Annotated in this window: 15 protein-coding genes; 8 read left to right on the top strand and 7 right to left on the bottom strand. The window is 67.8% G+C overall.

What is annotated here, in order from left to right:
• Nucleotides 1-76 precede the first annotated feature (76 nt).
• Nucleotides 77-2,743 carry a PAS domain S-box protein gene (locus tag N4264_RS03455; RefSeq protein WP_261695682.1) on the bottom strand — a complete coding sequence of 889 codons (2,667 nt, stop codon included), beginning with the start codon at nt 2,741-2,743 and terminating at the stop codon, nt 77-79.
• A gap of 6 nt (nt 2,744-2,749) precedes the next feature.
• Nucleotides 2,750-4,825, bottom strand: a complete 2,076-nt coding sequence (locus N4264_RS03450) for a TonB-dependent receptor family protein (protein ID WP_261695681.1) — start codon at nt 4,823-4,825, stop codon at nt 2,750-2,752.
• 157 nt (nt 4,826-4,982) lie between these two features.
• On the opposite strand from N4264_RS03450, the gene N4264_RS03445 reads away from it, so the two are divergent.
• On the top strand, nt 4,983-5,375 hold the full coding sequence (locus N4264_RS03445) for a YbbN family protein (RefSeq protein WP_261695680.1): 393 nt from the start codon (nt 4,983-4,985) through the stop codon (nt 5,373-5,375).
• A complete protein-coding gene (locus N4264_RS03440) occupies nt 5,375-5,824 on the top strand; it encodes a YaiI/YqxD family protein (RefSeq protein WP_261695679.1) in 450 nt (149 codons plus the stop codon). Before N4264_RS03445 ends, N4264_RS03440 begins: the two co-directional genes overlap by 1 nt.
• Before the next feature lie 6 nt (nt 5,825-5,830).
• On the opposite strand, the gene N4264_RS03435 is transcribed toward N4264_RS03440, so the two are convergent.
• Both N4264_RS03435 and N4264_RS03430 read right to left on the bottom strand, forming a co-directional pair.
• A complete protein-coding gene (locus N4264_RS03435) occupies nt 5,831-6,340 on the bottom strand; it encodes a cupin domain-containing protein (RefSeq protein WP_261695678.1) in 510 nt (169 codons plus the stop codon).
• 85 nt (nt 6,341-6,425) lie between these two features.
• Nucleotides 6,426-7,016 (bottom strand): RNA polymerase sigma factor, encoded by a 591-nt coding sequence (locus N4264_RS03430; RefSeq protein WP_261695677.1) that lies wholly within the window; start codon nt 7,014-7,016, stop codon nt 6,426-6,428.
• A gap of 411 nt (nt 7,017-7,427) precedes the next feature.
• Between N4264_RS03430 and N4264_RS03425 the strand changes: the two genes are divergently transcribed.
• Entirely contained in the window at nt 7,428-7,985 is a 558-nt protein-coding gene (locus N4264_RS03425) for a hypothetical protein (RefSeq protein ID WP_261695676.1), read from the top strand.
• A gap of 64 nt (nt 7,986-8,049) precedes the next feature.
• On the top strand, nt 8,050-8,652 hold the full coding sequence (locus N4264_RS03420; protein ID WP_261695675.1) for an LOG family protein: 603 nt from the start codon (nt 8,050-8,052) through the stop codon (nt 8,650-8,652).
• A gap of 46 nt (nt 8,653-8,698) precedes the next feature.
• On the opposite strand, the gene N4264_RS03415 is transcribed toward N4264_RS03420, so the two are convergent.
• Nucleotides 8,699-10,765 carry a serine/threonine-protein kinase gene (locus tag N4264_RS03415; protein WP_261695674.1) on the bottom strand — a complete coding sequence of 689 codons (2,067 nt, stop codon included), beginning with the start codon at nt 10,763-10,765 and terminating at the stop codon, nt 8,699-8,701.
• Between the two features lie 333 nt (nt 10,766-11,098).
• On the opposite strand from N4264_RS03415, the gene wsfD (N4264_RS03410) reads away from it, so the two are divergent.
• Together wsfD (N4264_RS03410) and wsfD (N4264_RS03405) are read left to right on the top strand one after the other, a co-directional pair.
• Nucleotides 11,099-12,583 carry a glycan biosynthesis hexose transferase WsfD gene (wsfD, locus tag N4264_RS03410; protein WP_261695673.1) on the top strand — a complete coding sequence of 495 codons (1,485 nt, stop codon included), beginning with the start codon at nt 11,099-11,101 and terminating at the stop codon, nt 12,581-12,583.
• 81 nt (nt 12,584-12,664) lie between these two features.
• Nucleotides 12,665-14,098 carry a glycan biosynthesis hexose transferase WsfD gene (wsfD, locus tag N4264_RS03405; RefSeq protein WP_261695672.1) on the top strand — a complete coding sequence of 478 codons (1,434 nt, stop codon included), beginning with the start codon at nt 12,665-12,667 and terminating at the stop codon, nt 14,096-14,098.
• A gap of 9 nt (nt 14,099-14,107) precedes the next feature.
• Here the strand turns inward: wsfD (N4264_RS03405) and N4264_RS03400 are convergent, their stop codons facing one another.
• Nucleotides 14,108-15,076, bottom strand: a complete 969-nt coding sequence (locus tag N4264_RS03400) for a chorismate transformation FkbO/Hyg5 family protein (protein ID WP_261695671.1) — start codon at nt 15,074-15,076, stop codon at nt 14,108-14,110.
• Nucleotides 15,077-15,236: 160 nt separating this feature from the next.
• On the opposite strand from N4264_RS03400, the gene N4264_RS03395 reads away from it, so the two are divergent.
• Nucleotides 15,237-15,506: an ApeE family acyl carrier protein gene (locus tag N4264_RS03395; RefSeq protein WP_261695670.1), complete on the top strand. Its 270-nt coding sequence runs from the start codon at nt 15,237-15,239 to the stop codon at nt 15,504-15,506.
• Nucleotides 15,507-15,595: 89 nt separating this feature from the next.
• Here the strand turns inward: N4264_RS03395 and N4264_RS03390 are convergent, their stop codons facing one another.
• Nucleotides 15,596-16,942: an NAD(P)/FAD-dependent oxidoreductase gene (locus N4264_RS03390; protein WP_261695669.1), complete on the bottom strand. Its 1,347-nt coding sequence runs from the start codon at nt 16,940-16,942 to the stop codon at nt 15,596-15,598.
• A 124-nt stretch (nt 16,943-17,066) separates the two neighbouring features.
• On the opposite strand from N4264_RS03390, the gene N4264_RS03385 reads away from it, so the two are divergent.
• Nucleotides 17,067-17,780, top strand: coding sequence for a xanthomonadin biosynthesis protein (locus tag N4264_RS03385; RefSeq protein WP_261695668.1), 714 nt, complete (start codon nt 17,067-17,069; stop codon nt 17,778-17,780).
• Nucleotides 17,781-17,791 lie beyond the last annotated feature (11 nt).

Genomic DNA, 17,791 nt, shown 5'->3' with positions numbered 1-17,791 from the left:
CCCTGCGGGCAGACGAAACGCCCTTGATCTGCTGATTGTGCTGGGCCACCAGCCGCCCCCATCCACGCAGCGAGCCTCAGGGCTGCGTCGCCCCTCCATCCACCACGTCATCCGCCGGGGCCGGCACACCATCGGCAGCTTCACCAGCCGGTGCAACCGCCGGAACCCCGACAGCCGCACCCGCCACCTTCAACCGATAGGTGTTGCGTCCCGCCTGCTTGGCCTCATAGAGCTGCGCGTCCGCCTGCCGCACCAGCTCGGCAGTGCTCTGGGCGCTGCCTTCGTACATGGCCACGCCAATGCTGGCGCCGATCTGCAACGACAGGCCTTCTTCTTCGAATTCGAACGGCCGCGCCATTGCGGTGACGACCTTGGCGGCGGTCGCCGCGGCGTTTTCGGGGCGGCTGATGCCTTCGAGAATGACGGTGAACTCGTCGCCGCCCATGCGCGCAATCACGTCTGATGCGCGCAGGGTAGTCGTCAGGCGGTCGGCAAATGCCTTGAGCACGTGATCACCGACTGCGTGGCCGTAGGTGTCGTTGACGGACTTGAACTTGTCGACGTCGATGAACATCAGGGCGATCGGCTTGCGCTGGTCGCGGCTGCGCGCCATGGCCTGCTCGAGCCGGTCGAGGAAACCGGCCCGATTGAGCAGCCCGGTAAGGTTGTCGATCTGTACCAGCTGGATCAGGCGCCGCTGCTCGCGCTTGCGGTCAGTGACGTCCTGCATCATGACGTGAAAGCCGATCGCCGCGCCGCCGTCGTCGGCGCGCTGCGGGATGTAGGACACCTCGATGGCGCGGAAGGCGTTGCCCGTACCCTGCTCGTCGTCGAAGGTGACGCGCTCGCCGCGCAAGGCGCGTTCGATATACGGATGGCGGCGCTGGTAGCGCTCTTCGCCCAGGATCTCCTTGACCGGATGCCCCAGGATATCGGCGCTGGTCCGGCCGAAATACATGGTGCCGGCGTCGTTGACGAAGGTCATGCGCTCGTCACGATCGACGTAGGCAATCACGATCGGCAGCGCATCGGCAATGGTGCGCAGGCGCTCTTCATTCAGCCGCAACGCACGCTCCGCGTTGTGCTGGGCCGTGATGTCTTCGGCGCAGCCGACATAGCCGACCACGATATCGTCGACCAGAACCGGTGCCGCCTGGACGACCGCCCAACCCACGTCACCGCTATCGGTCAGATAGCGATGCATACCGGAATAGCGAACGCCCGCACGCACGGCGTTGCGCCATTCGTTGTGCACACGCTCGCGGTCGTCCGGATGCACACCCATCAGCCAGCCGTCGCCGAATGCCTCTTCCCGCTGGCGGCCAGACAAGCGCTCGAAGGTGCGGTTGACATAGGTGCACTGGCCGGAAGCATCCGTCCGGAACAGGCCCAGGGGTGATGCATCGTTCACCGCTTCGAGTTCGGCCTGCTTGGTTTTGAGCTCCAGCTCGTAGCGGCGGCGCTCGGTGACGTCCTGGGCGTGGCCCATGACATAGCTTTCGCCTTCCACGTCGAAGAACAGGCGGTTCTGGTACTGCCAGATGCGGCGCTCGCCTTTCCGGTCGACCAGCACCATCAGGCCGGCGTCGTGCGTCTGCTGGTAGATGCGCTTGAGGTAGTGGTCGAACACCTGCTTGAGCTCGTCGGGGACGAGATCGCGCAGCGAGCGGCCCATCATCTCCACCGTGCGGTAGCCCAGTGCATTGGCGGCCGCCGGATTGACCGACAGCAGCACGCCGTCCGCATCGTGGGTACAGATGAAACCCAGGCTGTATTCGAACAGGTCGCGGAAGCGCCGTTCGCTCGATTCCATGGCACGGATGGCGCGCCGCTCCACCGTGACATCGCGCGCCTGCACCAGCTGCGCCTTGGCCGTGCCCCACGGAATCGTCTGTACGTAAACCTCCACCGCGATCTCGGTACCGTCCTTGCGTCGGTGGCGGCCCACGCCGATCGCGGTCGCGGTATAGGAGTTGAGTTCCGCCGCCCGGCGCAGATTGACCACCTCTTCGTCCGAGAGCAGGTGGGTCAGCGTCATCTTGAGGAAGTCGCGCTCGGAGTAGCCGTAGGTCTTGATCGCCGCCAGATTCACCGACAGGAACTGCAGCGATTGCTGGTCGTGGATCCACATCGGCTGCGGATTGAGGTCAAACAGCACCCGCATCTGCGTTTCGTGTTCGCGCAGCTGCTGTTCCTGATATTTGCGCAGCACAGCGTAGCGTACGGCGCGTTGCAGCAGGTCCAGCCGCAGATCGCTCTTGAAGATGTAGTCCTGCGCGCCCCGGGCGATCGCCTGGGCGCCCCGCGCGTCGTCGTCGTGGCCGGTAAGCACGACCACCGCGACGTGGGGAAATTCCTGCTGCAGGCGTTCGATGCCGTCAAATCCCACCGAGTCGGGCAGGCCCAGGTCGAGCAGGACGACGTGGAAGGGCTCGGCGCGCAGGCGCTCGAGCGCGCGCTGCACCCGATCACAGACCTGCACGGACACCGGCGGATCCGCGGACCGCAGCACTTCCTGCAGCAGACGCGCATCGCCGGGGTTATCCTCGACGACCAGCGCCTTGAGCGGCGCGTGCATGATGTCGACTGCGGTCATGTCAGCGCCCCGGCGGATGGCTCCCCCACTGCGTCGCGCCGTCCGCGGCGAACGCCCTTTCCAGGGCACGCCGCCGCGCCGGTTGAAATTAGTATACACACCCACCCTGCCCCAACCCAGGCGGCCGGAACGGTGTGGCGCCGGCATCGGCGGTCACCGCGCATCTGTAACAAATCTTTGGCTGTGGCGGTATTCGATCTCGATGAAACCGCTGCGTCCCGGCCCGGGTTCATAGAACCGTCCATTGCTCTCGTTGACGATGACCGAGCCGATATGGCGACGGTCAAAGAGATTGTCGATGCGTGCGCGGATGCGCAGCGCGCCGTCGCTCCAGGAAAAGGTCCGGCTGGCTGACACGCCCAGCAGGAGATGGCCCGCGGTCCTGGCCTGCCCGAGGTCGTCGGCAGTGACAGCGCCGATCCAGCGGGCCTCCGCGTCCCAGCGCCATCCGCCGGTGTCCGCCCATCCCAGGCGGGCCTGTGCCTGGGTCCGGGGAATCGCGGGAATGCGTGTTCCCGCGGGTACGGTGGGTTCGGTGCAGCCTGGCGTCGTACAGGCCGGAAACGGCGTCCGGTAACGTGCGTCGATGGCTGTCGCGGCCAGCTGCCAGCGCCACGGACCATCACCGCTGTCTCTGGCCGACACTTCCAGTCCTTCGCGCCGTGAATGGCCGATATTGCGGTAGCTGGTGCGTCCGGCAAGGTTGCTGGCCACGGCCAGCTCGTTTCGGCTGTCGGCACGGAACAGTGCCAGCGCGAGCGCGGCGCGCTCTGGCCAGTCGTGCTGCCAGCCGGCCTCGACACTGCGCGAACGGGCAGCACGCAGGTCGCTGGCCAGCCCCGCACTGCCATCGCGGCGATAGGCCAGTTCGCTGGACGTCGGCGTCTCCAGCCCGCGTCCGTAGGAGACGAAACCCTCATCGCGCGGCGTCGGCCGGTAGCGCACACCGGCGACCGGCAGCCACGCCGCGTAATCGGTCCGCCCGCTGTCATCGGGGTTGTCCGGCGTAATGTGGCGATCTGCGGAACGGAAGCGGACGCGGCTGCGCCGCATACCGGCCAGCACGTCGGTCGAATCGGCCACGCGCCAGCGCAACTGGGCGTAGGGGTCGGCATTGGTCACGCGATCGGTCTGGTCACGCCGCAGACGACCCACGACACCCAGCCGGTCACCCACGCTGTTTTCGTAGCCGCGACGGTGCTGGCGCTGCTGGTCCAGGCTGAAGCCGAGCACGCCCTCCAGGCGACCGAGCGGGGAAAAGGTCCAGCGCAGGTCGGCGCCGCGGTAGTCCGTATCCAGGTCCACCACGCCGCCGCCGCTGAGCGGATTGGCCTGTGCGGCCACGGGCACCGCGAGAAATTGCCGCACCTGCCGATTGCCCGCGTACACCAGCGTATGCCAAGTCCCGGCGTGGTCCAGGGTGAGGCCAAGCTGGTCCTGCTGCACCGTCTTGCGCGTGTTGAAGGCGATCGCGCCCGGCGTCACGGCAACGCGGTCGCGCCACTGGCTGGCACTCAGGCCCAGCGGATCCTGCGCAAACGGTTGATCGAAGTGATTGGCGGCGAGCGTGATCTGCGTTTCCGGCGCCAACTGGACCCGGCTGACCAGGTTGGCCGTCTCGCGCCGGGCCCGGCTGTGCGGGCGCTCGCCACCGATCTCGGTGTGCGCCAGCTCCAGCCGGTAGTCGAGGGCATCCGCGCCACCGCCCAGGCCGATCGTCTGGCGCCGGGTGCCATGCGAGGCCAACGCCATGCGCGCCTGCAGGCCCGGATCGGTGCGGCCATCGCGGGACGTCACCGCAATCACCCCGCCGCTGGCATTGCCGAACAGGGCGCTGAAAGGCCCTTTCAGGACATCGATCCGCGCCGCGGCATCCACGATGATGTGGGACGCCTGGCCCTGGCCGTCCGGCAGCGTGGCGGGGATGCCATCGACGTACAGCCGCACGCCGCGGATACCAAACGGCGCGCGCGCACCGAAGCCCCGGATCGCCACTTGTTCATCCTGGGCATAGTTCTGGCGATGGCGCCCCAGGACGCCGGGAATCGCCGCGAGATAGTCGGACAATCCGACACCCAGTGCCGCCTCGCGCGCCGGGTGGACAGTGCCTGCCGATACCAGGGCGTCGGGCGTCGGCGAGACCAGGATCGGCGGAAGCCAGGGCGGCGGATCCGCCGCCTGCGCTGCGGCGGCTGCCAGTGCCAGGGCCGGTGCGACAAGGCGTCGCACGAAGATTGCCTGGCCATCCCATCGCCGATCCCTGTGCATGCCGAATCCTGTTGCCCGGTCGCCAGCCGATTGTGCGCCAAACCCAGCGACGAGGGTGGACATCGGCTGCCGGCACCATCCACCGTACACTCACTGTCCGTGTCCTTTCCGGTTCGCCATGAACGATAGCGCTGTTCCCGACTTCTTTACCCGGTTTCCGATGCGGGCGGTGACCAGCAGCGCCCTGGACGAAACCCTTGCGGCCGCCGCTGAGGCTGTGTGCGTGCTGTTCCTGTGGGGGCGCGACTGCCCCAACTGCGACCTGGCCAAACGCGCCATCCTGGCCACGCCCGGTGCATTCACCTGGCCGCAGGTGCAATGGCTCCACTGCAATGTCTACGACGACGACGCCATGGCGCCGCGCTTCGGCCTGCACGGCATACCGGCCTTCTTCCTGTTCCACCGCAGCCGGCGCCTGGGCCGGATTACCGCCTGGCCCGGTCGCGAGGCCTTCGTGGCCGCGGTCGAGGAGCAGATTGCCCGCTGCGCTGCCCACGGGGGTGACCGCTGATGCGCCTGTGGGTCGATGCAGACGCGTGTCCCAACGTCATCAAGGAAATCGTCTTCCGCGCGGCCGAGCGTGCGCAGATCGAGACCATCCTCGTCGCCAACCAGTCGATCCGCACGCCACCGTCGCGGTTTGTCCGTTCGATCGTGGTGCCGGGCGGCTTCGACGAGGCCGACTCGGCGATCGCCGAGCGCGTCGAGGCCGATGACCTGGTCGTGACAGCGGATATCCCGCTGGCCTCGCGCGTGATCGCCAAAGGCGCAACGGCGCTCAATCCCCGCGGGGAGCGCTACACCGCCGACACCATCGCGCAGCGCCTGAGCATTCGCAATTTCATGGAGGAACTGCGCGGCGCCGGCGTCCAGACGGGCGGACCGGCGGCGTTGCATCCGCGCGATCGGCAGGCTTTTGCCAACCAGCTGGACCAGTGGATCGCCCAGCGGCGGCGCTGAGGCCGCTCAGGCTGACAACCAGCCCGACCGGCGCGCCAGCGCCTTGAGGTGTTCGTTCAGCCCGCTGCGGATGTACAGCAAAGCGCCTTGCTCGGACGTAAACGCCTCGTGCAACAGCCCGGAGCGGGCGAGCAGGAAGTCGCCGCGTCCGTAATCCCTGCCGCCGAAGCGCACGCCGCCTTCGAGCACGACGCATTCTTCGTCGTCGTCGTGCGTGTGCGAGGGCAGGGTCGCGCCCGGCTCCAGCCGCCACAGACTCGACTGGCTGCCGGCGTCAGCGTCCACCCGCAGGAATTTGATCGAGATGCCCGGCAGCAGGCTCAACCATTGCCCCTCCTCGGCGCGCACGATGCTCATCAGTTCCCGGGGCGGTGCCGCCGGGCGCGCCGCCGCCACGATGCGCTGGCGCAGCTGCATGCGCCGCGCCGGGGTCATCGCGGCCGGCGCGATCGCGTCGGCAATGGCCAGGACGATGTCCTGGTCGAGGGCTGGCTGGTCTTTTTCGTGGCTGTTCATTGGATTCTCGACTCCGCCCCACTACCGAGCACGACGGATCGCATACTCGGTATACGGCTGCGAACGGGCTCGCGGATGCACGGTATCACTCCACCCCGAGCACGCGCCGCAGGCTTTCCAGCCCCCGGCGGATATGCGATTTGACCGTACCCAGCGGCAGGCCGGTGCGAGCGGCGATCTCCGGGTGGCTCAGGTCTTCCAGGAAGGCCAGGCCAATCAACTCGCGTTGAACCGGACTCAAGGCTGCCATGCCGGTGCGCAGCACGCTGCCCTGTTGCAGGTGGTCGACCAGATCGGCGGGGCCCGCCTGCTGGCAGGGCTGCAGGGCCAGCACGGTGTCGGCTTCCTCGCCGCGGACCAGCGGAGCACCGTCGCCGCGCCGGCGCCGGCGGTCGACGGCCCGGCTGTGGGCCAGCATCGTCAGCCAGGCCAGCACGCCGCCACGGCTGGCGTCGTAGCGATCGGCCCGTTCCCAGACCTGTGCAAACACGTCGGCGACCGCCTCTTCCGCATCGTCGGCATCGCCCAGGATACGGACGGCGATGGCGTACACCCTGTCGACGGAGCAGTCGTAGAGCTCGCCCAGGGCCTGCTCGTCGCGGGCGCAGATGCGCTGCAACAGGGCTTCGGCGACGCCCGCTTCATGATCGGTGTTGATCCGTTGGCTCATCGCCATAGCTTTCTCCCCGCCGGCATCCCGCGCGATCCCCCGGTTTCGCGCAGTGCGCCGCACACGCTCCGGCAACAGACCGGAGCGGCGCGGAAAATCTTGCATGGCCCCCGCCAGCCGCCTTGCCTCTTGTACGACCGATACGCCCACGGCGCAACCGAACCTTTTACAGAACGCGCAGTTTGCACGCCGACGCGCCGGGCTCGTGCGTTGTGCGGCGCGCCGGCGCTTGCGCAGACGGTGCATTTCCTGCGCTCCCGTTCACCACGATACAAGCGAAATCGCCGCCACTTGTCCGTCCATGGCCGCCGTTCCGCGGCGAAGGTGTGCGCTGGTTCACGGAGTTTTCGCCTGTTCACAATGCAGCACTCCCCGCGGCGACGGATTTGCAGACAATGAAATCGGGAGGTGCAGCCTATGAACGCCATTCTCACCACCGGTGCCGCCACAGCCCTTTGGCACGACCTGGTGCGTGAAGCCGAGGAGCGCGGCCAGACCACGCTGGATTCCGAGACGGAAAGCTACCTCGTCTTTCTCCTCATGCGACATCTGCGCGACGCCGGACTTGCCGGCCACGTGCTGGCACTGGACTACCTGGCCGCACTGGAAGACAGCGGCCACGCCCGGCGCGAGAATTTGCGCGACGTGGGCGACCGGTGCCTGCTCATCGCCGGCCTGTTTCCGGAACAGGCGGAACGGCGACTGGTGAGCCTGGGCTACTTCCTCGACATGGGCAGCCGCGCCTACGGCGAGCTGGCGGATGCCGCGCGTACCGCGTGGGCGGAATTATTCCGTCGTCTCGCTGCCACGTTCGCACGCCTGGTGCGCGTGCTGGTCGAGGTGCGCCGCCTGAGCAGCGACCGCGAGGTGCTCAACGCCTTCGGACGCCACGCGCTGTGCATGGCCGATCCCGCAGCCAGTTCGCGCGAGTTCCCCGACGCGATCGTGCTGGCGGCGCATCCGCGGCTGCTCTAGCACTTGCCAGGCCCGTCCGGGCGGCACGCTACAATGGCGGATTCTTTCCGCCAGCGAGCCGAACATGCGCATCTGCGTCTATTGCGCTTCCAGCCCCCATTGCGACGCGGCCTACCACCAGGCCGCCTACCGCCTGGGTGAATTGATTGCCCAGGCCGGCGCCACCCTGGTCTATGGTGGCGGCGCCAACGGCCTCATGGGCGCAGTCGCGGATGGTGCATTGTCCCAGAAGGGAAAAATCATCGGCATCATTCCACGCTTCATGACCGAGGTGGAATGGCAACATCCGGGCGTCGACGACCTGCAGATCGTCGAGGACATGCGCGAGCGCAAGCACCGGCTGCTGACCGATTCGGATGCCGTCGTCGCCATGCCCGGCGGCTGCGGCACACTAGAGGAACTGTTCGAAGCCATCACGCTCAAGCGCCTGGGCCTCTATTTCAACCCCATCGTGCTGCTCAACACGCGCCATTTCTACACGCCGCTGGATGCCTTCCTCAGGCACTCCATCGATGAGCGTTTCATGACCGCCGAGCACGGCAAGATGTGGTCACTGGTGGACACGCCCGAGGCGGTGCTGCCGCGTATTCGCGAAACGCCGCGATGGCACGAGAACGCGCGCGAATTCGCCCTGGTCCGCGCACCGGGAACCAGTGCCGCACAATGAAAAACGGGGCTTTCGCCCCGTTTTTCATCAGCACATCACAGGCCGGTCAGCCGCGGCGACGGGCGCGGAATTCATCCAGCGCCTGGGCCATGTCGTCGGCCATCGGTTCGATCACTTCACGGGCCTTCTCCGCCGCATTCAAGCTGGTGAAGTTGACCTGCTCCGTCCAGCCGGCACCGAGTGGACGCTTGCCCTTGATGGCGAAGGCACGCAGCGAAATCTGCGCGGTGTACAGCGTGGACGCCTGGCCGTAGTAGGTCAGCACCTGCGAACCGACCGGGCGCACGTACACCACCACGGCGGCGTTGGCGCGCCCGGCGAGGCGGCCGGCATCCAGATCGTTGTCTTCCCGTGCGCGGCCACCTTCGATGACGTTGAAACCGGAACGCTGCAGCGCACGGGTCACTTCCTGGCGTGCGGGTCCGGCAATGACCGGGTCTCCGCCGACAATCACCGCGATGGTGGGCACCTTCGGCTCGACCGGGCCGGTCTGCGAGTCCTGCGGCGGGATACGCGCCATGCGCGGACCCGGTCCACCCGCGTTCTGGCCAGCCCGTGCGGCAGCCAGCTCCCGCAAGGCCTCCACGCGCGATGCGCGTGGTTCCGGACCGGTTTCACCACCCGTGGTGCGCGTATCGGCGACCTGCACCTCCGACGGACGCGCGTCCGCGGAAGCGGGCGATGCTGTTTCGGCCGGACGCTGGTCGGCGCTCGCAGAGGGCGCGGCGTCCTTGGCGGGGGCGTTGTCGGTCGCTGCCACCAGCAAGGTGCCGGTCGTGGCGGCGGGCGGTGTCGTTGACGCCGGCAGCGCATCGGTCGCTGCCACGGCCGGCGGCGAGGTCGTGCTGGCGGGCGCTGTCGTCGCCGGCGCCGTGATGGCCGGGGTGGCCGGCGGCGTTGTCGCCGGCGGCGGCTGCGTCGCGGCCGTGGCCACTGGCGCGGTCACCGCCGCGGGCGTTTCAGCCACCGTCGGTGCGCCCTTCAGGAACGGAATCTGGTTGCGGAAGGCATACGCCCCGCCACCCAGGGCCAGCAGAACGGCCGCGGCGATCGCCCACGGCAGCGGGCTGGATCGGCGGGTCGGCGCGCCCTGGCGTTCCATGACCGACGGCCGCGGCGCTGGCGGCGGCGTCGGCATCGCCGAAGCCATGGTCGGTGCGTGCGCCACCGGGCCCGGGCGAGGGGTCGGTTGCGTTGGCGGCAGCGGACGCTGGCCCGAGGTCGGCGTCTTCATGCCGATGACCGTGGCCGCCGCAGTGGAGATCACCGGACGCAGATTGATCGTCGGGTTGCCGGAAATGGCCGCATGACGGCCGAGGTCGGCGACGAGCTCGTGGCAATCCTGGTAGCGGTCAGCCGGATCCTTGGCAATCATGCGGGTCAGCACGCGCGACAGTTCCGCGTCGACGTCACTGTTGAGCTGGCGCACGTCGGGGATATCGGCGCGCACCACTTCGAGCATGAGGCCCAGCGGCGATTCGTCGGTGAAGGGCATGCGGCCGGTGAGCATCTCGAACAGCACGATGCCGAGCGAGAATATGTCGGAGCGCTGGTCCACTGTCTTGCCCAGGCACACTTCCGGCGACAGATAGCCGGGCGTACCGACGAACTCGCCGGTAGAAGTGAGCTTTTTGGAAAAATCCTGCGTGACCAGGGCGATGCCGAAGTCGGCGATCTTGATCGCGCCGCGACTGGTGACCATCAGGTTGCCGGGCTTGATGTCGCGATGGACCACGCCCTTTTCGTGCGCCGTGGCAAGGCCCAGCGCCGTCTGGTAGATCACCCGTGCCGCCTGCTCCGTGCGCAGCCGCCCCTCGCGCTTGAGCAGCGAACCGAGCGATTCGCCTTCGACGAACTCCATCACGAAGAACGTCTGCCCTTCGTGTTCGCCGATGAAGTAGATCTGGATGATGTGAGGGTCGTTGAGCGAGGCCATGCTGCGCGCTTCGCGCAGGAACCGCTCCTTGACGCTTTCGTCGTGGGCCAGCGACTCGGCCAGCACCTTGATCGCGACGTAGCGGTTGAGGGACGGCTCGTACCCCTTGTAGACCACGCCCATGCCGCCGCGGCCCAATTCGGCGACGATGTCATAGTGGCCCAGATGCGTTTTCATGACGGCTCCGGTTAGGCGCGAACGCCTGTTGACTCTGATGGCAGCTTAGCACCGCGCGTACGGATTGCCGTGGCGCGCTTGGCGCGCCGCCGCGAACGGGGGTCACTTCGCTTCCGTGAAACCGCTCACAGTCTACGCCAGGGTTGTTCCGGCGGCGGTTTCCTCGAAAAACGCCCCTGCGGGAGCTGACCGAACAGCCTCGACCATTCGCCAGTCAGGCTAGACTCAGGCCAGCCCGCCGCGGATTGGCCCGTGGCACTTCCCAGCCACAGCTTCGAACGGCCGGCGCCTCACGCAGCGACGGTCTACTCTGCGCAAGGACGTGATCGCCGCATGAGCCTGCACCGTCGCACCCGGCCCACCCTGCTCCCGGAACCGCACCGGCGCCACGCGCCGTCGCAGCGCCTGGGCTGGCTGGTGGTGGCCGTGTGGCTGGTCGCAGCGGTTCGGGGGCTGCTGATGCTCAGCGCCCAGCCCCTGATCGCCATGGCGAACAACTATGACCAGGTGCGCTATTCGGCCTGCCTGGGTATTTTCCCGCTGCGGCCGGGCGAGGATCCGACCGCCATCACCTACCAGGCGCCACTGGAAACCTTCGCCTTCCAGGAGGTTCACGGCGCGCCGTGCTACCTGAGCTCGGATCACCTGTTCCAGGGCGCCGCCGTCGGTCTGTTTCACGCGATGAGTGGGTTCGGGCACGACAACGCCTATTCGGTGCGCTGGCTCGGCGGCCTGCGCTGGCTGGCGTGGGTGCTGGTCGTTGCCGCCATCTCGCGGGCGCTGTGGCGTGAGCGGCGGCCGGCGCTCGCGCTGGCCAATGCACTATGGCTCGCCGCGCTCGGATTCGATCCCGTCAATTCGGTCTACCTGAACACGTTCTACGCCGAAGCCGGGGCGGTGTTTTTTGCCTACCTCGTGGTGGCGCTGTGCACGTTGACGGCCGTGCGCCCGAGTCTGCTGCGCTGCGCGGCACTGGCCCTGGCCGCCGTGTTGCTGGCGCTGTCGAAGATGCAGCATCTGGCGCTGCCACTGTTCCTGGCAGGCGCGCTGGCGCTTTGCGCGCTGCGACAACGGCCGCTGTGGCCGGCCGCGATTGCCTTGCTGATCGGCGGATCAGCCGGCCTGCTGCTGCAATGGCAGCAGAGCCAGCGCAACACGGCCCTGTTCGAGGGCATCGCCACCGTGAACAACGCCAACCTCGTCTTGAGCGCCCTGCTGCCGGCGTCCTCGTCACCCGAGGTCGCTGCGGAGCGACTGGGGCTGCCGCCGGCATGTGCCGCGTATGCCGGCTACACGGTGTACCGCCTGACTGTACCCGCGGAGACGGCCTGCCCCGGCATCGGCGATTTCCGCCGCACGCGGATGCTGGCCCTGCTGCAAACCGAACCGGTCACGCTGGCGCGCGTCGTGGCCGCGGTTCCGCCGCAGCTGCTGCCCTGGCAACCCCGGTACCTCGGCATGGTTGCCGGACGCGACATGGCCAAGGTGCCCGGCAAGTTCCATTCGATCGACCGGCCGCTGGCCGCGCGGCCATGGCTGGTATGGCCGCTGCTGCTGGTGGCACCGCTCGCCTGGCTCGGCCTGCTGCTCGGACGGAATGTGGCGCCTTCAGCCCTGGCATTTGCTGCTCTGTGCGCGACCGTCGCCATCAGCGTTCCGGTCGTGAGCGTTTTCGGTGACGGCATTTCCGAACTGGCCAAACACGCGCACCTGGCACTCAACGCCAGCTGTGCCTTCGTGCTCTGCGCCCTGTTCGCACGGCCCTGGCCACGGAAAAAGTCCGGCACCGGTTTCCGGGACGCGCGCGCCCTGCGCTGAGCGCGGCCACCACACAAGTTTCATCATCGCTCCGCACAATCGCCGGACCGGCCGCGCGTGACGGCTGTGGAGCACGCTGTCATGGATCGATCCCACCGTCTCGTGGCCCTGCTGCTGGGGTTCGCTTTCGTCCTGGGTTTCGCGCGCGCAGTGGCGCTCATCGGGCACGATCCGGTCTACGCCATCGCCAACAGTTTCGACCAGGCGCGCTACACCGGCTGCTTTGATCTGTTCCCCGATCGCCCTGTCCCCATCCGACCTGACGAGAACAGCCCCAACGCGCCGTTCGAGGATTACCGCTACCAGGCCAATCCGGTGAAGCTGTGCTACCTGTCGACCGAGCTCCTGCCGCAGGCCCTGGCGAACGGCGTCTACCGTGTCGAAGCGATGGCCACGGGTACCCGGACGCATTCCGTGCGCTGGATGGGCACCTTGCGCCTGGTCGCCCTCACGGCACTGGCCGGATGGTTCTGCCGCGCCTGGTGGCGCCGCGGCAACCGGTTTGCCGCGTCCGCGAACGCGGCCCTCTTCGCCCTGGTGCTCACGGACCCGGCCAACACGATGTACTTCAACACCTTCTACGCCGAGGCGACCGCGCTGACGGTGGCCTATGCGCTGGTCAATGGCGTCCTGTTGTGCTGGAACCAGGCGCCCGACCGCCGGCGCGTGCTGTGGCTGGCCCTGGGCGCCTTGCTGTTGTCCCTGAGCAAGATCCAGCACCTGGTGCTGCCGCTGGCGCTGGCAGTGGGCGTGATCGCATTCGGTGCCTGGCACCGTCGGACGCTGCCCTGGCAAGGTGCGGCCCTGCTGGCCGGCGCCATCCTGGGCGCTCTCGTCCAGTGCGGACAGCTCGGCCGCGACGATCCGATGATGCGGTCGATCCGCTCCTTCAACCGGGCGCATGTGGTGTTCACCGGCCTGCTGCCCGCCGTGCGCGATCCGGCGCCCGTCATCGCACGCCTGGGGCTGCCGGCGCACTGCATCGCTTATGTCGGAAAGATGGCCTGGCAGATGCCCGGCATGCCGGAGGATGTCTGCCCCGGTATCGGGCAGGTCGGGCGTCTGGACGTCATCGGCGAACTGGCGCGCGAGCCGGCGGCGGCCATCCGCTATGCGCTGAATGGGCTGCAGGCCCTGGATCCCTGGCTGCCGAAAAACCTCGGGCACGTCGAAGGGGCGATCCTGGGCAAGCTTCCGGCGCATCACCTCACGCTCAACGGAGTACTGCGCGATGCCGCGCCGTTGCGCTACTTGGTGTTCCTGCTGCCGTTCGCCGGGGTGGTACTGGCGCTGCGCCGCGGTGACGGGATGGGCCTGCTGGCCGTGCTGACCGCCACGCTGATGGCCGCCACGTTCACCATCACCCTGCTCGGCGACGGCACGGCCGACGTGGCCAAGCAGGGTCACCTGATCTTCAACGCGGCGCTGGCATTCGCCCTGGTGGTATCGGCCGGGCTGGTGACGGCGACGGTGCGGCGCGAAGGCCCGCACCCGATGGCGCCAGTCCCACGTTGAGTCGTTGCCTCAGCGCACCGAGTGGATACCGTCGATCTCCACCAGCAGCTCTTCACGGCAGATGTCGCCGAGCAGGATCAGGCGGGGGATTTCCGGTGGAAGGTAACCGCCCAGAGCGGCCTCGACCCGCGTGAGATCCTCGCGGTGACGCACGTAGGCCTTGAGCACGCTGTTGCGGTCAAACGCCGGCAGGTTGCCGGCACTCTTGAGCAGGCTGCCGAGGTTGGCGAAGGTTTCACGCAGCTGCGCCTGAAGGTCGCCGGTGTGCTGCGAATCATGCCCGACCACGGCCGCGGTGCCGGAGATATGCAGTTGCGGCGTCGCGGTCGGGCCGCGCATGGCCCGGGCGAAGGTGGGCGGCGTCGGACCGAACTGGCGCGGATAGCACCAGGCGCTGGTCTGGCGCGGGTTCTCGACCGCCGTGCCCGGCACGCGGGACGCCAGCCAGTACACCTGCAGCACGGGGACGCCGTCGCTGCGTCCGATTGCGCTGGCGGCCGGGAAATACGTGCCCAGTTCACGCGTGCCGGCGGACCGGCCCGTGCAGAAATGCTTGTAGCGCTCGGCGTCACCGGCGCCTTCGTTGATGGCCGCGAGGTAGTTCCACACCCGCAGCAGGTGCGGCCAGCGCCCGCCCCTGGCGAACGCCGAAAGACTGCTGTACGCCGCCTCGGTCGCCGTCGCGACGTCCGGAAAGTCGGCCTCGGCAACCTCGATCGCGCCGAAGCAATAGTCGTTCGTGGACGACCAGCGCACGCGGCCGGCGACACCGTGGCTGATCGGGCCCGGCGCACGCCACACTTCCAGCGGCGCGCGATCCTGCAACGGCTCCAGGCCGACGCGCAGGTATCGCGGGTCATCGCCGGTGGGCGGTGCGTCCCGGCCAAATCCCAGGACGGCGAGGACGTCGTCCTGGCGCAACAGGTCGGCCAGGTCGTTGCGGGCGTACTCGACGTGCAACAGCGGCAGGTCACTCATGCGGGCAAAGCCCCGCAGCTACGCCTCGCACGGGCGCGATGGTGTGGACAGGCATATCAAACCGGTGTCTTGGCCGGCAGGGCCGGCGCAGGCAAAACCCTATGATACACTCGCCGGCCCTGTGGGCTGCCGCGACGGCGCCCTGACCTGAGCGGATCCCATGTCGGAACTTACTCCTGCCGAGCACGAGCTGGCCGAGCTGCTTGTTGCCAGCCTGAACCTGGACGGTGTCACCGCCAGCCAGATCCAGCCCGAAGCGCCGCTGTTCGGCGGCGAACTGGGCCTGGATTCGATCGACGCACTGGAAATCGCGCTGGCCGTGTCCAAGCGCTATGGTTTCCAGCTGCGCTCGGACAACGACGACAACAAGCGCATCTTCGGCTCCCTGCGCGCCCTGTCGGCGCATATCGAGCAGAATCGCACCACCTGAGCGCCTCGCTGGGGTGAGCACCGTGCGGCCGGCAATGGCCGACGCCGCGCCTCGCGCGGCAATGGTCCTGCGCCCGGCTCTCCGCGTTTTCACGCCGGATCCACCGGCGTCGTGCCGCCCTCGAAGGCCATTCGCGACTGCCGCCGGCGTTCACGCAGATCCGCCCACCAGCGACGGAAATCCAGCAGGCTGCCGATCGCGTAGAAGGTCTTGAAGACACGCAGCCGTGCAAGCACCGGGGCACTGTCAAAGACGTCGCCCGCCAGCATCGATATCACGCCTTCTTCGACGCGCCAGTAGTTGCGCGGATTGGCGAACAGCGATCGCATCACCGGCGAATTGAAGCGGTAGATGAACCACGAGAACACACGGATACCGCGCCGGATGCGGACATCGTAGGCCGCCTGCAGCGCCGCCTCGCGCGCAGGATCGCGCAGGATCGCGTCAACCATCGCCGCCGCGTGCTTGCCACTGTGCATGGCCAGGTACACGCCGGAGGAGAAGATCGGATCGACGAAGGCATAGGCGTCGCCGACCATCACATAGCCCGGCCCGCACATGCGCTGCGAGGTATAGGAATAATTCCCGGTGACGCGGACTTCGTTGACGATCTTCGGCTCGCCGATGCGGGCCCAGGCCTCCGGCATCTGCTTGAGCGTGTCAAGGAGGAACTCGGTGGTGCGGCCGCGACGCTGCTTGAGGTAGCCGGGGAAACACACACAGCCAATGCTCATCAGGCCGTCACGCAACGGGATGAACCAGCACCAGCCGTGCTCGAAACGGTAGATGCTGATATTGCCGGCATCCTCGCCGGGACGCCGTTCGACACCGTCGAAGTGGGCGAAGATCGCCGCGCTCTGGTGCTTCTCGTTCTTGACCTTGATCTTCATCGCGTTGCCCAGCAGCGTGTCGCGGCCGCTGGCATCGACGAGGTAGCGGGCGCGCACGGTCAGCGCCTCGCCGGTCTCCACCTTGCACCGGGCCTGGCAGCCGCCACCCGGGAGAAAGTCCACTTTTTCAACCTTGACGCCTTCGCGGGCATCGGCACCCAGGCGCCGGGTGTTTTCGAACAGGACGCGGTCGTAGTCCTCGCGCTTGACCTGGAACGCGAAGGGCTTGGTATTGCCCAGCGCACGGCGGAAATGGAAAGTGTGGAACTTGTCGGCCTGTTGCGGGAAGTCCGCGCCCAGCTTGAGCACCCCGATGTCGCGCACCTGCTCCATCACGCCGAGCTCTTCCAGGATCGGCATATTGGCCGGCAACAGGGATTCGCCGATATGGAAACGGGGATGGTGTTCTTTCTCCAGGATCACCACCTGCCAGCCGCGTTGCCGCAGCATCGCGGCGGTGGTCGATCCGGCGGGCCCGCCGCCGACCACCAGCACATCACAATCGAGTACCGCGTCGGATTTCACGTCGCCTTGCACTTCTTGCATGGGAACTCCCGCCTCGTCGAGACCGCCCGTATCATAGCGCCCGCCGCGCGTCCGCCGGGGCCGCGGCGGGCGCCGTGGCCGGCGTGCGTCATTTTGTCTGCCTGTCCCGAGGTTCCTGCCCCGCATGCCGCCAGATCTCCCTTTGCCACAGCCGGCCTGGCGCGACCGTCTCTTCGCCCTGCTTCTCATCGCCTATTTTCCGCTCCTGGTCACCGCACTGGTGACGCGCCGCGCGGTGCTGTCCATCGCCGCGGGACTGGTACTCCTGAGCGTGCTGCTATGGCCTTCGCTGATCCGCGGCGGCCGCGTGGCCTGGACGTTCTGGGGCCTGAGCGCCGCGGGCGGCGCCGCGCTGATCGTCCACGGCAACGCGGACGCCGCACTGCTGCTCTTGCCGGTGCTGATCAACGCGGCCATCGCCGGCTTCTTCGCCCGGACCCTCCTGCCCGGAAACCGCCCGCTGGTGGCGCGGGCGATCGTCGCGATCGAAGGCGAGGAACGCCTGGCCCTGCCCGGCGTCGCGGGCTACGCCCTGGGCCTGACCTGGGCCTGGGCCATCGTCCTGGGCGCGCAAGCCCTGGTGCTGCTGGCCGGCGCCGTGCTGGCCGTGCCCGGCGGCATCCTCGACGACCTGGGGATCGCGCCGGCGTTTGCGGTCTCGCGCGACACCTTCATCTGGTACGGCCACGTCGGCAGCTACGGCGTGATTGCCCTGTGTTTTGCGGCGGAATTCGCCTATCGGCATTGGCATTTGCGGCATTTACCACATTTGAGCGCACGCCAGTTCGCGAGCAATCTGAGCCGCAACTGGCGCAGCATCGTCCACCAGGCCGACTGAGCCGGCGCCGT

It is taken from the genome of Tahibacter amnicola, assembly GCF_025398735.1.
GTDB classification, from domain to species: domain Bacteria; phylum Pseudomonadota; class Gammaproteobacteria; order Xanthomonadales; family Rhodanobacteraceae; genus Tahibacter; species Tahibacter amnicola.
The sequence above is the reverse complement of the archived record's forward strand: the minus strand, read 5'-3'. Positions and strand labels throughout refer to the sequence as shown.

Excerpts from the sequence above, each read along its gene's own strand:
- N4264_RS03455 (WP_261695682.1), bottom strand. The coding sequence starts at position 2,743 with ATGCCGGCGCCACACCGTTCCGGCCGCCTGGGTTGGGGCAGGGTGGGT.
- N4264_RS03445 (WP_261695680.1), top strand. The coding sequence starts at position 4,983 with ATGAACGATAGCGCTGTTCCCGACTTCTTTACCCGGTTTCCGATGCGG.
- N4264_RS03440 (WP_261695679.1), top strand. The coding sequence starts at position 5,375 with ATGCGCCTGTGGGTCGATGCAGACGCGTGTCCCAACGTCATCAAGGAA.
- N4264_RS03435 (WP_261695678.1), bottom strand. The coding sequence starts at position 6,340 with ATGAACAGCCACGAAAAAGACCAGCCAGCCCTCGACCAGGACATCGTC.
- N4264_RS03430 (WP_261695677.1), bottom strand. The coding sequence starts at position 7,016 with ATGGCGATGAGCCAACGGATCAACACCGATCATGAAGCGGGCGTCGCC.
- N4264_RS03425 (WP_261695676.1), top strand. The coding sequence starts at position 7,428 with ATGAACGCCATTCTCACCACCGGTGCCGCCACAGCCCTTTGGCACGAC.
- N4264_RS03420 (WP_261695675.1), top strand. The coding sequence starts at position 8,050 with ATGCGCATCTGCGTCTATTGCGCTTCCAGCCCCCATTGCGACGCGGCC.
- N4264_RS03415 (WP_261695674.1), bottom strand. The coding sequence starts at position 10,765 with ATGAAAACGCATCTGGGCCACTATGACATCGTCGCCGAATTGGGCCGC.
- wsfD (WP_261695673.1), top strand. The coding sequence starts at position 11,099 with ATGAGCCTGCACCGTCGCACCCGGCCCACCCTGCTCCCGGAACCGCAC.
- wsfD (WP_261695672.1), top strand. The coding sequence starts at position 12,665 with ATGGATCGATCCCACCGTCTCGTGGCCCTGCTGCTGGGGTTCGCTTTC.
- N4264_RS03400 (WP_261695671.1), bottom strand. The coding sequence starts at position 15,076 with ATGAGTGACCTGCCGCTGTTGCACGTCGAGTACGCCCGCAACGACCTG.
- N4264_RS03395 (WP_261695670.1), top strand. The coding sequence starts at position 15,237 with ATGTCGGAACTTACTCCTGCCGAGCACGAGCTGGCCGAGCTGCTTGTT.
- N4264_RS03390 (WP_261695669.1), bottom strand. The coding sequence starts at position 16,942 with ATGCAAGAAGTGCAAGGCGACGTGAAATCCGACGCGGTACTCGATTGT.
- N4264_RS03385 (WP_261695668.1), top strand. The coding sequence starts at position 17,067 with ATGCCGCCAGATCTCCCTTTGCCACAGCCGGCCTGGCGCGACCGTCTC.